A 13,471-nucleotide genomic window follows, 5' to 3' on the forward strand; every position below is an offset into this window, starting at 1 on the left:
CCATTCTTCAACCCTGTACCAATTTATAATAAAGTTTTTCATATTGACTCACAATCTCTGTTGAATGAAATTTATGATTAACTGCGCTTAGAGACGCTTCCCTCATTTGGTGATGCAGCTGTTCATTTTGAAGTAGCTGAATTGCTTTGCTCGCTGCCTCTTCGACGTCTCCCACTTCGCAAATATATCCTGTTTTTTCGTGTTCAATTACTTCGGGAATTCCGCCTGTATTTGTTCCGATGCATGGAACACCACAGGCCATAGCTTCTAAAAGCACAAGCCCAAAGCTTTCTTTTTCAGATAATAACAGTTTTAAATCGCTAATCGAATATAGTTCTGCTACATTTTCTTGTTTCCCAAGAAATAACACAGAATCTTGAAGATTTAGCTCTCTTACTAATTGAGACACTACCGTCATTTCAGGGCCGTCTCCTACAAGGAGCAGCTTAGACTGAAGCTTTTTATTAATAATAGCAAATGTTTTGACTATATCTGTAACTCTTTTGACTTGACGAAAGTTTGAAATATGAATAACGACTTTTTCATTTTCTAATATGCCATACTCCGCTTTTAAATACTGCACTTCTTTTTTATGATAAACTCGTTCATCAATAAAATTATACATCGTTTCAATTTCTTTATCTGGACTAATCAAATGGTGAGTTTGATCAACAAGTGACTGAGATACAGCCGTCACTGCATCTGATTTCTCAATTCCAAATTTAATTAAATCTTTTAACGATGGATCCTCTCCTAGAACCGTAATGTCTGTCCCATGAAGAGTCGTCACAATTTTCACTTCGTGCTCCACCATTTGTTTAGCTAAAATCCCGCAAACGGCATGGGGGATTGCATAGTGCGTATGAATAATGTCAAGCTTTTCTCTTTTAGCCACTTCAGCCATTTTACTGGATAAAGCCAAATCATACGGAGGGTATTTAAAGACGGAGTACTGATTTACATCTACTTCGTGAAAATAAATATTTGGATATACTTTCGTCAATCTAAAAGGCATGCTAGAGGAAATAAAATGAATTTCGTGCCCTTTTTCAGCCAGCAGCTTCCCTAGCTCCGTTGCTACCACTCCTGAACCTCCAACGGAAGCATAACATGTAATACCAATTTTTAACTTCATTTATTTTCCACCTACTAAATCGTCGTACATCAAAATCGGTTTTTTAGATAAAAAACCTTCACCGTATGCTACCCCGACTTCTTTGCCAAATAATCGCTCTCTGCTCTCTACCGTTTCAATATATCCGTTTACCAGCGGCGTATCAAACGTATCTGCTGTTTTTATAAATTGACTTTCATAAGCCTCTAGACTAGCTACTTTCTTTTGAAACGTGCTTGATACATCTACGATAAAATCTGGCTTATGAAATCCATTTATCATATAGAAATAAAGAGACTCAGCACGATGAGCTTTTTGCTCTTTATAATCGATATAATTTTTAACGCCAGCGGAAAACATGGCCTCTTCTACAAGCTTTGCACAATTTCCATGATCAGGATGACGATCTTCAAAGTAAGGAGCAAATATAATCCTTGGTTGATACGTGCGAATGACTGATGCTATTTCAGCTATATACTCTGCCTTTAAAACCAAACCTCTGTCTGGCAAATGCAGATGAATTCGCTCATGAACACCTAAGACATCAGCAGCTTTGGACGCTTCTTGTTTTCGAATTTCAACCGTTCCATTTGAAGAAAGTTCAGCTTGCGTCAAATCGCAAATAACTACCTTCAAACCTTGTTCACTCATTCTTGCAATGGTTCCACCCATGCCGATTTCTACATCATCGGCATGAGCACCAAAGGCAAGGATATCTATTGTTTCTTTCATTATCTTCACCCTATTTTTTTATAATTGAACGCCAATGCAAATCGCCTCGTTCAAGTCCATGAATTAAAATCTCTGCTGTTCCCATATTCGTTGCAAGAGGAACCGCATAGACGTCACATAGGCGCATCAGAGCTGAAATATCAGGTTCATGAGGCTGAGCTGTTAACGGATCGCGGAAAAAAATAACCATATCCATTTCATTTTGAGCAATTAAAGCTCCTATCTCCTGATCTCCTCCAAGCGGTCCTGATTGAAAGCGGTGAACCTTCAAACCTGTTGCTTCTGAAATACGCGTTCCTGTTGTTCCTGTTGCGAACAGCGAATGTTCCTGTAAAATCGCTTGATAGGCTGTTGTGAATTGGACCATATCATTTTTCTTTTTATCATGTGCAATTAAGGCGATTTTCATTTTTCTCGCTCCTTAGTCAATAATATTTTCTAATCCATATACAAGTGTGTCTACGTTCATAACTGTATCAACAGCTAGCTTCACACCTGACATAAAAGAAGCACGGTTGTATGAATCATGACGGATTTTTAATGTTTGTCCAAATCCTCCGAACATCACTTCTTGGTGAGCAATCAGCCCTGGCAGGCGTACGCTATGTAGGCGGATTCCTTCATAATCTGCACCGCGCGCCCCTTCTAGCAATTCTTTTTCCTCAGGATGACCCTGTTTTTTTGCTTCACGAACTTCACTGATAAGCTCCGCTGTTTTTAAGCCTGTTCCTGATGGTGCATCTAACTTTTGATCGTGATGCATTTCAATAATTTCAACATCATCAAAGTATTTAGCTGCCATTTGTGAAAACTTCATCATTAAAATAGCGCCAATCGCAAAATTAGGTGCAATGATACAGCCAAGTTCCTTCTCTTCAGCAAGCTGCTTTAATTCTTTTAAATCTTCTTCTGAAAAGCCAGTTGTTCCTACAACAGGTCTTACTCCATATGTTAGGGCTGTTTTAGTATGAACGCGCCCAATTTCAGGTGTTGTCAAGTCAACTAAAACATCTGCCTTAACGTCTTGAAAACATTTCTCAATATCCGTGTAGATTGGTGCTTGTACATTTGGCATTCCTTCAATATCACTTATGTATTTTCCTTCATTGATACGATCTACCGCTGCTACTAATTCAAAATGCTCTGTTTCTTCTATTAATAATACAGCTTCTTTTCCCATACGACCTCTTGGTCCTGCAAGTACAATTCGAATTTTGTCCATTCTTTTTCTCTCCTTAGTCTTCTTTTTTCGTCCAGCGATCTTTGTCACGCGTATTAAATTTATTCATAACGCGATCATGCGCTTCTTGTAAATCGATATTTAATGAATTTGCAAAGCAAATTAATACAAATAAAATGTCGCCCATTTCTTCTTCGACCGTACGTTCTGCTTCAGTCGTTTTCTTCGGCTTTTCACCATAATAGTGGTTAATTTCGCGCGATAATTCGCCCACTTCTTCCGACATGCGCGCAAGCATAGCAAGAGGACTAAAATATCCTTCTTTAAATTGGCTAATATATGCATCAACTTCTTGCTGCATTTGCTCCATCGTTTTTTTTGACATCTTTTTATTTCACCTCTTTTAGAAGTACACTCAGCTTACTATTATAACATCTTTACTTCAAATTATTTAGTGTAATTACTTCTTCTTACCAAGCCTTTATCAGATGCTCTTTCACAATATTCCTCACGTTTCCCTTAATTCTCAAAAATCTGTCTATATTTTACGAATTGAGGATACTACTAATACATAGCACTAGAAGAAACATCATCACTTTTTACTATTTTCAAAAATCTTTTCGATAGTTATTTACGAAATGAAATATATTCCTTTATGATAAGGTAGTGCAAAAACGGTCATAGGAGGTTTGTAAGTATGAAAGGTCTCAGATTAAAAAATATTATTTTTATACTGCTTGGTGCTGCCATATTTGCGTTTGGACTTGTTAATTTTAACATGCAAAACAATTTAGCTGAAGGTGGGTTCACAGGCATTACCCTGCTTTTATTTTTCTTATTTAACATTGATCCCTCTTATTCTAACTTAGTGTTAAATATTCCTTTGTTTTTTGTAGGGTGGAAACTATTAGGGAGAACAGCATTTATTTATACCATGCTCGGAGTCGTTAGCTTATCGCTATTTTTATGGATATTCCAGCGCTTCCCAGTGAATATGCCCCTGCGTCATGATATGACTCTAGCAGCTCTTTTTGCCGGTGTTTTTATTGGAGTGGGTCTTGGCATTATTTTCAGGTTTGGAGGAACAACAGGAGGAGTCGATATCATCGCACGTGTTGTTCAAAAATATATCGGGTGGAATATGGGGAAAACGATGTTTCTTTTTGACTTTATTGTGATTAGTGCGTCTCTCATTTATTTATCTTACCGAGAAGCTATGTACACACTTGTTGCAGTCTTTGTCGCTGCACGGGTTATTGACTTTATGCAAGACGGCGCGTATGCCGCAAAAGGAGCAACGATCATTTCAAATCATAACGAAGCCATATCGGATAAAATTATGAAAGAAATGGATCGAGGCGTGACGATTTTAAAAGGACAAGGTTCTTTTTCTAAGCAAGATACCAACGTGCTATACTGCGTGGTTAGTAAAAATGAAATTTTCCGTTTAAAGCAAGTTATTACTTCTGTAGATCCACACGCATTCGTTGCAGTTACGGATGTTCATGATGTCTTAGGCGAAGGATTTACCCTTGATGAAAATAAAAAACCGCTTGAAAGATAAAAAAAATACCGCTAATGCGGTATTTTTTTTAGTCGTCGTTATTCATTCCTGTATAAATCATGATTAAACGAACCAACTCAAGAACTGCTACTGCTGCAGCTGCTACGTATGTTAAAGCCGCTGCGTTAAGCACTTTACGCGTCTCGCGCTCTTCGTCATTTCGAATCGCTCCGACTGAGACGATTTGCGTCATCGCTCGGCTTGAAGCATTAAATTCAACAGGCAGTGTTACAACTTGGAATACGACCGCTGCTGCCATGAAAATAATACCTAACAATAGCAACGGCTTAATCGACGCAATAATTCCAATCATAATTAAAATCCAAGAAGCGTTTGATCCAAGGCTTGCCACCGGCACAAGGGAATGGCGAAGACGTAAAAACGAATAGTTTTCTTTGTCTTGAATCGCGTGGCCCACTTCGTGAGCCGCAACGGCAGCGCCCGCGACAGACGTTCCGTAATAGTTGTCTTCTGATAAACGAATTACTTTTGAACGAGGATCGTAGTGATCCGATAAAAATCCGCCTACAGGCTCTACGTGAACGTTGTACAACCCGTTTTCATCCAAAATTTTTCTTGCCACTTCTGCGCCTGTCATTCCTGATGAGTTGCTTACTTGTGAATATTTTTTGTAAGCACTTCTCACCTTAAACTGTGCCCAAATTGGCACAAGGATAATAATGAGAAAATAAATCAAAAAGCTCATTTACCCACACCTTTCATTATGTGTTTGACTACTCTTTTATTTTAGACAATTCTGCGCTTTTACGTCAATCATTACGCCCTCTAGCTGACTTTCTTTTCTGGTCAGCAAAATATTTTCGCGCTCCTACATAAAAAAGTGTAGCAATAATAATACTTCCGGTGGTAATTGTAACCCAAATAAAAGACGGGTCTGTACGATTTTCTTTTACTTGTTCAAAAAAATCTTTTAAGTTTTGTTCCATTTGGTTAAACTGCTCATCGTTAATCTCACTTAGCGTTCCTTCAGTTTGTAAAAAGTGAACGTCCGCGCTCACACGCTGTACGTAGGGAGACGACACGTCTACCTGCGCGCTCGGTAAGATCATATCATATTCCTTCAAAAATTGCTTAAGCTGCGCTTCATAAGCCGATTGTTCTCCTTTTACCGCTTCATTTCGCATCTCTTTAAATGTTGCTAGCATACTGCCTTCGAGCTCAGTCCACATAGGCTGATGCTTGCTGTGCAGCGCATCGACTAACAATCGAAATTGAGTAGCTTTTTGAAGACGTTCTTCATCACTGGAATCAGAAGATAAAAGAGACCTTTCTACCTGTTCATAACAAAGAGTTAAAATACGTATATCTTCGGCCGATACGCCCAAAGAAGCTGTATTGAGACTGGTAAATTCATTCGAAAAGTTTCTGAACAAATGTTGGGCTGCTTTATACTCCTTTTGCTCTACAAGCGATAGCGTTTGATCAGATAAGTTATCAAGCTTTTCCCACTGCCCTTCAGCTGCATGTACAGTAGTAGTATATGCAAAGAAAAGTACGAGCAATATTCCTACTATTCTTCCTTTCATTCTCGTCCCTCCTCTAACCTCTACTAAAACTTATGAGAAAGAGGACAAGAGTAGACCTATTTTCAAAAGGAAGTTTTAATCTTACTATTCATTCATCGGAGTGATAAAGTTTTGCGTGTAATATTTCTCATATACACCTACACCAAGACGCGTAAACTCTTTATTGAGTAAAGCCTTACGATGTCCCTCACTATTAAGCCACCCTTCAACCGCAGCGATTCCATCCTGATAATTCGAGGCAATATTTTCGCCCGCGATACGGTATACTACATCACCTTTTTGCAGACGGTTGCCTAAATCACCTTGTGCTGGTGAAACGTGAGAGAAATAGTTTAAGTCGCTCATTTCTTTGCTGTGTAAATAAGCTACTCCGGCAGTGGCTTCGTCCCAAGCTAAAGGTGACAGCTGAAACCGGTCTCGAATTACATTTGTAATATCGATAATTTGCTGCTCTTCTCCTTCTTGGACACTTTTCCACTCCTCCGGTGTCAATGACGGAGCTGTGGGAAGTTCGCCGCGATAAACAATTTCGTACGGACGCTGTTTTAATAGCGTCTCCATGTCCATAATTCGAATACTTGAGATTGTATTAAGGAACTGATCAAAATATAGTTGGACGTATACATCTCCATATTTAATAATGGGACGCATTTTCATATCCTCTTCACTCAGGCGAAATCGGTATTCATTTCCGTCTTTTTGAAGCGTGAGTTCGGATGAAAGTGAAACTCTTTTTTCTACTTCCTCTCGCTTCTCACCAATCTCAAAAGGATCTGTATTTGTTTTTGAGCCAATGACGTATACAGATACGACTTGATTATTTTCTACTCCTACCTGCGCATACGTTTGACGATTCTTTTTGTAAATCCACCAGTCATAGCCATATGCAGAAGAATCAATACGATCCGGCTCTCCAAGCATTCCAATTAACTGTTCTGAATGATCTCCAATGAGCCTCATCATATTTTCACTTTGTTTTTCATAAGAAGCCACTTCTTGTGTGGGCTGACTTTTGGAATCCGTTTGGTTTTGCTCAATATTTTGACCCGTTAGATATTTTTCTAGCTGAGGTAAATAATCCTCCGCGTATACAAATGCCACTATTAATACGAGAATAAAAATAACTTTTTTCAGCTTTTCTTCCTCTCCTTACACCTGTTTTCTTTACCTGTTTAACTTATTTTTATCTCTATTATACATGCATTCAAAAAAAAATAGCTATCGGTATGAAGGAAACAAAAGAAAAAGCCAACTATTTACGAATATACTGCAAACAGTTGACTTTCGCTTTTTAATGCGTTTGTTGTGAAATGTCTGAGAGCGCTTCTCCTGCACGTTCATTTGCATAGCGAAACGTTGATAAATCACCTAGCGATACAATCCCTACTAGCTTTTGATTTTCCACAACGGGAAGACGACGGATTTGATGTTGAGCCATAAGCTTAGAAGCTTCTTCTACAGAGGCTTCTGCTGTAATAGTTATAAGCTCTTCACTCATAACATCCGTTACTTTACTTGAATTTGGCTTCTTTTCTGCAATGCCTTTGATAACTAAGTCTCGATCTGTAATCATTCCTACTAGCTGATCTCTATCGACAATTGGAATTGCTCCTACATTCCATTCCTTCATTTTCACTGCTACTTCATATACGTTATCAAGCGTGGTGCATGTTTCCGTATCAGCTGTCATTACCTCTTGTACAGTTTTCATTGTTTTATCCTCCTTTACATCATGTGTTCGTTTTATAGTGTGACCAACTTTTTAGTAAACTTTCGTATTTAAAACGTTTAAATAAAAATAGATAACGTTTACATTTTTCCTTATTAGATATTGCAAGTTTTATCCATTCGGCTTATGATTTAGTTGGGGTATATCTGTTTTGGGAGGGAGTTCATATGAAATTTGAATATGCAAAATTTGATTCATTAAAGGTTGATTTAGATTTATTAGATGAGATTATGCATCAATTTGGTCTGGTCCGCGCCGGACAATGGGATTATGAACGCGTCACGTACGATCGAAAATTCGAGTTTCAGCGAGATACCTTCTATTTGCGAGTCCAAGGACATGCTATTTCAGGCGACGTAGGGGGCAGGCATGCTGTTATTCATCTTATGACACCTCTACTAGGCAAACATTATTATCCTCACGGTGTAGAATATGGTGACGGCGAATACTTTCCGCCATCCCTTGTAGAACAGTGTGAAAAGATATTAACACAAATCAAATCACAGCTTGAAACCGTTCAGCTATAGAATTGGAAAAAGCGCAGTAATCACACTGCGCTTTTTTTAATTCAAAGGAGGAGTAGACGGAAATTCCTTTGGTTTTATATCTTGAGGCTCAGTAAAATCGGGCATGTACGTATCTTTCTCTCGTTCTTTTCGAGCCCACTGAAAAAAAATAAAGCCTAAAACCGTTCCATACACAATTTCTTGAATGATCTTCATAATAACGCCGCCTAGCTGCTGATCTTCCACAGGCGGCAGCGTATTAAACATCTCGGGAGCAAGCTGCCCTAAACTTGCAATCATAGAAGGCGGTACACAAAGGGAAAGAGCTTGTACCCAAGCGCTTGAGTCTGTATACGTCGCATATAAAGAATGATTTGCAAAAATAATCAGCGCGCACGCTGGAGTAAGGAGTACGCCATCTGCAAAAATGTATCCAAGCTTTTTTAAAGAACTTAGCGTCTGTTCTTCTTCTAGCTGATTAACGAGTGGCCACCACATGCAAAATGCAGCGATAAATAATACAACACTCACGATTCCGTGGAGCATCATATCCGTTTTAATAAAATCAAAAAGCAGCGGAATATGATACAAAGAGAATAACCCATTGAATAACAGTAGCGCAATTAAGGGCTGTGTAAAGAATTTAAAAATAGGTTTAACCCCTCTTACATAAATAACGGAACGAGCTAACCACGCCGGAATTCCTAAAATAAAAAGCGGAGGAATCACCAAGTAAACGATTGCCATTTGCGTCATATGAGCACTAAACATAAAATGCCCTAGTAAATCTACAGGTCCTCCTTTACATATATATAAAAGAACCATGCTGATAACAAAATACGCTTTTGTTTTTCTGTTTACGGCCACCGCTCCTATAAAATTCCCTCTCCATCTACCAACGATGAAAAAATATAAGACGGTCACCAGACAAATGGTTAAAAAATAGTAAGGACTCCAAAGTGCTTCAAAACCAAACATCTGCAAATTGTTAATCAACATCTATTCCTCCTTCTACAGATGATGAAAAGGACTGGCGCATGCCAGCCCTTTTCTTTACCACCAAATAATGGTTACAAAAGCTAAAATGGTTAAAAGAGCTACCAATACGCCTGAATACAAGAAAAATGCTGGTATGGTATGTCCTTTGTGGTTCATATGCATGAAATAATAAAGTTGAAAGATGACTTGAACAACGGCCAAGAGCACAATCACCGGCATAATGTACCATCCGCTAAACTCTTGATAAACCGCAAAAAAAGCAATTAGCGTTAGAAACAACATCATCCCAAAAGAGATAACTTGCATCTTCATATCTTCTGCGTTTCTTTTTTTACGATAATCTAAATTGAGCCTTGGGTTATCTGAGTTTGATTGATTTGTCGTCATCAGCTTATCCCACCATTCCCATTAAATATACAACCGTGAAAATAAAGACCCACACAACATCGATAAAGTGCCAGTATAAACTTGCGACATAATATTTAGGAGCGTTATATAAGTTTAACCCCCGCTTTGCATTTCGAATCATCAAAGAACCAATCCAAAGCAATCCGAACGTTACGTGAGCTCCGTGGGTCCCAACCAGCGCGTAGAAAGAAGAACCGAATGCGCTGCTTGTAAACGTATGCCCTTCATGAACATAATGCCTGAACTCATAAATTTCTAGCCCTAAAAACGCTAAACCTAAAAGCCACGTAACGCCTAACCATAGCTGCATCTTTTTAAATTCAAAATTTTTCATATGATACATAGCATATACGCTTGTTAGTGAACTTGTTAATAAAATCATGGTGGCTGCAAAAACAAGCTTAATATCAAACAATTCTTCTGGCTTAGGTCCTGACATCGTTGAATTACGTAAAGCTAAATAAGTAGCAAAAAGTGAAGCAAACAAAACCGTCTCTCCGCCTAAAAAGAGCCAAAAGCCAGTAAATTTATTTTTCCCTTCAAGCGTTGCTTTTTCAGGCGAAGCAGGGAAAGTTTCAGCAGTTAGCTTTTGTTCAGTCTCCATTACATCTTCGCCTCCTTGTCATCATCAACTAAGTCTTCTTTGTGAATATGAAAGCCGTGATCATCAATCCATGAACGGAAGAACATCGATAAAAACATGACGATCATTCCGATAATCCCTACAATATCTCCCCACGCATGATCATTTCGATACAAAAAGCCAATCCCTGCAATAAACATTCCAAGCGATATCATAAATGGAATAAACGACGAGTTTGGCATATGAATATCACCAAGAGGTTCGGCTGGCGTCATTTCTTTATTTCCTGCCATTTTTTCAATCCAATATGCATCTAACCCGCGTACAAGCGGCGTTTGTTTAAAGTTATACTCTGGAGGCGGAGATGAAATAGCCCATTCTAATGTGCGTCCGTCTCCCCAAGGGTCTCTTCCTACCCTTTGTCCTTTGGCAGTTGTTTTTATAATATTAACCAGTAAAATGAGCGTAGCAACCGCCATGAAAGCAGCTCCTGATGAACTGATTGCATTCCCAAGGTCGAGACCTTGATTAGGCAAGAACGTCCATACGCGGCGAGGCATCCCCATTAGGCCTAAGAAATGCTGGATAAAGAACGTTAAGTGAAAACCAATCAAAAAGAGCCAGAACGTTGCTTTGCTTAACTTTTCATCTAACATCTTCCCAAACATTTTTGGCCACCAGTATGTGACACCTGCTAATATAGCATATACGACACCGCCTACGATAACGTAATGGAAGTGAGCAACGATAAAATAAGAATCTTGAAATTGATAATCTGCAGGTGCTACAGCTGCCATAACTCCTGTTACTCCACCGATAACAAATGATGGAATAAAAGCGACAGCATACAGCATTGGAGACGTAAACTCAATACTTCCTCCCCAAAGCGTAAACAGCCAGTTAAAAATTTTAATTCCAGTTGGAACGGCGATAGCCATCGTAGCGACAGCAAAAATGGCATTTGCAATTGGACCAAGTCCGGTTGTAAACATGTGGTGAGCCCACACCATGAACCCTAAAAATCCGATTAATACGGTAGCAAAAACCATCGACGAGTACCCGAATAATCTCTTTCTTGAAAAAGTAGGTAAAATTTCAGAGAAAACACCAAACGCTGGAAGAATTAAAATATATACTTCCGGATGACCGAATATCCAGAAAAGATGTTCCCAGATAATGGTGTTCCCACCCATTGTGGCGTCAAAAAAGTTTCCCCCGAATAAGCGGTCAAAAATCATTAAGAACAATCCAACCGTTAGCGCTGGAAACGCAAACAAAATAAGAGCTGATGCAACAAACGTCGTCCACGTAAACAGCGGCATACGCATATAAGTCATACCTGGCGCCCTCATGTTAATGATTGTCACGAGAAAGTTGATACCTGAAATCAATGTCCCGGCTCCGGAAATCTGCAAACCTATCGCATAAAAATCAATTCCGTGACCAGGTGATGCAATAGACAGCGAAGCATATGATGTCCACCCTGCATCAGGTGCTCCTCCTAAAAACCAGCTTAGATTTAAAAAGAGTCCCCCAAAGGCAAACAACCAAAAACCTAACAAATTTAAAAATGGAAATGCTACATCTCGAGCTCCAATTTGCAGCGGAACAACTGCATTCATCATGGCAAAAAGAAGCGGCATTGCGGCTAAGAAAATCATTGTTGTTCCATGCATTGTTAAAATTTCATTATACGTTCCTGCACTAACAAAGTCATTGCTTGGTATAGCCAGCTGAATACGTATAAATAGCGCTTCCACTCCTCCGACTAGAAAAAAGATACCGCCGGCGATTAAATAAAGAATGGCGATTTTCTTATGGTCAACGGTTGTCATAAAGTCCCAAATTGTTCCACCTACACCCTTCTTTTGACTGAGTGTACTCATCGCTAAACCTCCCCTTTTAAAAACGACTGGACGTTTATTTTTCTTTTAAACTCATTAAATAGTCTGCTAGCTCATTCACTTGTTCATCTGTTAAGTCAGGATATGTACCACTCATCTTATTACCCGGCTTAACTTTTTCAGGGTCTTTTAACCATTTTTTGATATTTTCCTTGTTGTGAGGAAGCACCCCAGCTACACGCTCACGTTCAGAAAAACCGGCTAAGTTTGGTGCTTGACGAGCTTGCTCTGGACGATTGTCTTTAACGTCAACAGCATGACATCCGATACAGCTTTCATTAAAGACCTCTTGACCAGCTTTTGCGGATGCTGTTTCTACATCAGGCTTTGCCTTTTTCAAATCTTTTGCCCACGTATCAAATTCATCGCTTGATACAGCCCGTACTTTAAAGTCCATAAGAGAATGAGATGGACCGCAAAGCTCAGCACATTTTCCGTAGAAAACCCCGTTAGCTTCCTTCGATTTCTTAGAATCAAACACTAGCCAGAATTTATTATCATTTTCTGTGTTAGCATCGAGCTTTCCTCCAACTGAAGGAATCCAGAATGAGTGCTTGACGTCAGAAGCTTTAATGTTAAAGTAGACTTTTTTATCCGTTGGAACAACTAGATCTTGCGATGTAATAATTTTTTGATTAGGATACTCAAATTCCCACCAGTACAAGTTAGCGCGCACATTTACTACGACAGCATCTTTGTCCTTCATTCCTTTTACATCCGCTAGCTTAAATGTTGAGATAACCGTTGGAACAGTCAAAATAATCAGCAGCAAGATAGGAATCACTGTCCATATAATTTCTAACTTTCTGCTTCCCTCTACTTGCTTTGGAATCACATTTTCTTCGCCTTTACGACGACGAAAGCGCAGAATAACAAATATAAAGATAATGGTGACAACAATAATAACTAAAACCATGATGGCTGTACTAAGCAGCATAAGCGAATATTGTTCTTCAGCTACCTCACCTGCAGGCTTAAGTGTCGACAAAAACGGTTTTCCACAGGCCGATAACACGAATGCAAGCAGCGTAAATAACGACAAAACACGAAAGTTCAATCGCCATTTTTTCATACCATTCCCCAACCTCTCTTTCATTGACGTGATTTCATCTATGCCCTCTTGAGCATAAAACTTATTCCTTCTATAATGAATTCTACATGTAGAAGAAATCCCCCTTGTGCAGTGTCGCATTCAGTGAAAGATT

16 protein-coding genes are annotated in these 13,471 nt (G+C 39.1%); 2 read left to right on the forward strand and 14 right to left on the reverse strand.

Going from position 1 to position 13,471, the window contains the following annotated elements; all coding sequences use genetic code 11:
- Positions 1 to 7: 7 nt before the first annotated feature.
- The 5 genes from bshA to ACFX4G_RS17350 are packed head-to-tail and all read right to left on the reverse strand — an operon-like array spanning position 8 to position 3,411.
- On the reverse strand, positions 8 to 1,135 hold the full coding sequence (gene bshA, locus ACFX4G_RS17330; protein ID WP_043979511.1) for an N-acetyl-alpha-D-glucosaminyl L-malate synthase BshA: 1,128 nt from the start codon (positions 1,133 to 1,135) through the stop codon (positions 8 to 10).
- On the reverse strand, positions 1,136 to 1,846 hold the full coding sequence (bshB1, locus tag ACFX4G_RS17335; RefSeq protein WP_377575901.1) for a bacillithiol biosynthesis deacetylase BshB1: 711 nt from the start codon (positions 1,844 to 1,846) through the stop codon (positions 1,136 to 1,138).
- Between the two features lie 10 nt (positions 1,847 to 1,856).
- Positions 1,857 to 2,255 (reverse strand): methylglyoxal synthase, encoded by a 399-nt coding sequence (gene mgsA, locus ACFX4G_RS17340; protein WP_013056092.1) that lies wholly within the window; start codon positions 2,253 to 2,255, stop codon positions 1,857 to 1,859.
- Positions 2,256 to 2,267: 12 nt separating this feature from the next.
- A complete protein-coding gene (gene dapB, locus ACFX4G_RS17345) occupies positions 2,268 to 3,068 on the reverse strand; it encodes a 4-hydroxy-tetrahydrodipicolinate reductase (protein WP_013056091.1) in 801 nt (266 codons plus the stop codon).
- Positions 3,069 to 3,081: 13 nt separating this feature from the next.
- Positions 3,082 to 3,411 (reverse strand): nucleotide pyrophosphohydrolase, encoded by a 330-nt coding sequence (locus tag ACFX4G_RS17350; protein ID WP_013056090.1) that lies wholly within the window; start codon positions 3,409 to 3,411, stop codon positions 3,082 to 3,084.
- Positions 3,412 to 3,723: 312 nt separating this feature from the next.
- Between ACFX4G_RS17350 and ACFX4G_RS17355 the strand changes: the two genes are divergently transcribed.
- Positions 3,724 to 4,590 carry a YitT family protein gene (locus ACFX4G_RS17355; RefSeq protein WP_013082317.1) on the forward strand — a complete coding sequence of 289 codons (867 nt, stop codon included), beginning with the start codon at positions 3,724 to 3,726 and terminating at the stop codon, positions 4,588 to 4,590.
- 28 nt (positions 4,591 to 4,618) lie between these two features.
- Here ACFX4G_RS17355 and ACFX4G_RS17360 read toward each other — a convergent pair whose 3' ends face one another.
- The 4 genes from ACFX4G_RS17360 to ACFX4G_RS17375 form a co-directional block, all read right to left on the reverse strand.
- The gene (locus ACFX4G_RS17360; RefSeq protein ID WP_013056088.1) at positions 4,619 to 5,296 is read right to left on the reverse strand and encodes a zinc metallopeptidase; all 678 of its coding nucleotides are present in this window, start codon (positions 5,294 to 5,296) and stop codon (positions 4,619 to 4,621) included.
- A 64-nt stretch (positions 5,297 to 5,360) separates the two neighbouring features.
- Positions 5,361 to 6,137, reverse strand: coding sequence for a sporulation protein YpjB (locus ACFX4G_RS17365; protein WP_013082316.1), 777 nt, complete (start codon positions 6,135 to 6,137; stop codon positions 5,361 to 5,363).
- 84 nt (positions 6,138 to 6,221) lie between these two features.
- Positions 6,222 to 7,238 (reverse strand): CAP domain-containing protein, encoded by a 1,017-nt coding sequence (locus ACFX4G_RS17370; RefSeq protein WP_097823983.1) that lies wholly within the window; start codon positions 7,236 to 7,238, stop codon positions 6,222 to 6,224.
- Positions 7,239 to 7,428: 190 nt separating this feature from the next.
- A complete protein-coding gene (locus tag ACFX4G_RS17375) occupies positions 7,429 to 7,848 on the reverse strand; it encodes a CBS domain-containing protein (RefSeq protein ID WP_013056085.1) in 420 nt (139 codons plus the stop codon).
- A 185-nt stretch (positions 7,849 to 8,033) separates the two neighbouring features.
- Here ACFX4G_RS17375 and ACFX4G_RS17380 point away from each other — a divergent pair, with 185 nt between their 5' ends.
- Positions 8,034 to 8,393 carry a YugN family protein gene (locus ACFX4G_RS17380; protein ID WP_013056084.1) on the forward strand — a complete coding sequence of 120 codons (360 nt, stop codon included), beginning with the start codon at positions 8,034 to 8,036 and terminating at the stop codon, positions 8,391 to 8,393.
- 36 nt (positions 8,394 to 8,429) lie between these two features.
- Here ACFX4G_RS17380 and ctaG read toward each other — a convergent pair whose 3' ends face one another.
- Genes ctaG through coxB form a run of 5 tightly spaced genes read right to left on the reverse strand, consistent with a single transcriptional unit; the run spans position 8,430 to position 13,338 of the window.
- Positions 8,430 to 9,368, reverse strand: coding sequence for a cytochrome c oxidase assembly factor CtaG (gene ctaG, locus ACFX4G_RS17385; RefSeq protein WP_097824379.1), 939 nt, complete (start codon positions 9,366 to 9,368; stop codon positions 8,430 to 8,432).
- Between the two features lie 57 nt (positions 9,369 to 9,425).
- Positions 9,426 to 9,758 (reverse strand): cytochrome c oxidase subunit IVB, encoded by a 333-nt coding sequence (gene ctaF / locus ACFX4G_RS17390; RefSeq protein WP_013082313.1) that lies wholly within the window; start codon positions 9,756 to 9,758, stop codon positions 9,426 to 9,428.
- 4 nt (positions 9,759 to 9,762) lie between these two features.
- Positions 9,763 to 10,383 carry a cytochrome c oxidase subunit III gene (gene ctaE / locus ACFX4G_RS17395; RefSeq protein ID WP_013056081.1) on the reverse strand — a complete coding sequence of 207 codons (621 nt, stop codon included), beginning with the start codon at positions 10,381 to 10,383 and terminating at the stop codon, positions 9,763 to 9,765.
- Positions 10,383 to 12,248, reverse strand: a complete 1,866-nt coding sequence (gene ctaD, locus ACFX4G_RS17400) for a cytochrome c oxidase subunit I (RefSeq protein WP_377575905.1) — start codon at positions 12,246 to 12,248, stop codon at positions 10,383 to 10,385. Before ctaD ends, ctaE begins: the two co-directional genes overlap by 1 nt.
- 34 nt (positions 12,249 to 12,282) lie before the next feature.
- The gene (gene coxB, locus ACFX4G_RS17405) at positions 12,283 to 13,338 is read right to left on the reverse strand and encodes a cytochrome c oxidase subunit II (protein ID WP_016763448.1); all 1,056 of its coding nucleotides are present in this window, start codon (positions 13,336 to 13,338) and stop codon (positions 12,283 to 12,285) included.
- Between the last annotated feature and the right edge of the window lie 133 nt (positions 13,339 to 13,471).

This window comes from Priestia sp. YIM B13486, from assembly GCF_042787865.1.
Lineage (GTDB): Bacteria > Bacillota > Bacilli > Bacillales > Bacillaceae_H > Priestia > Priestia megaterium.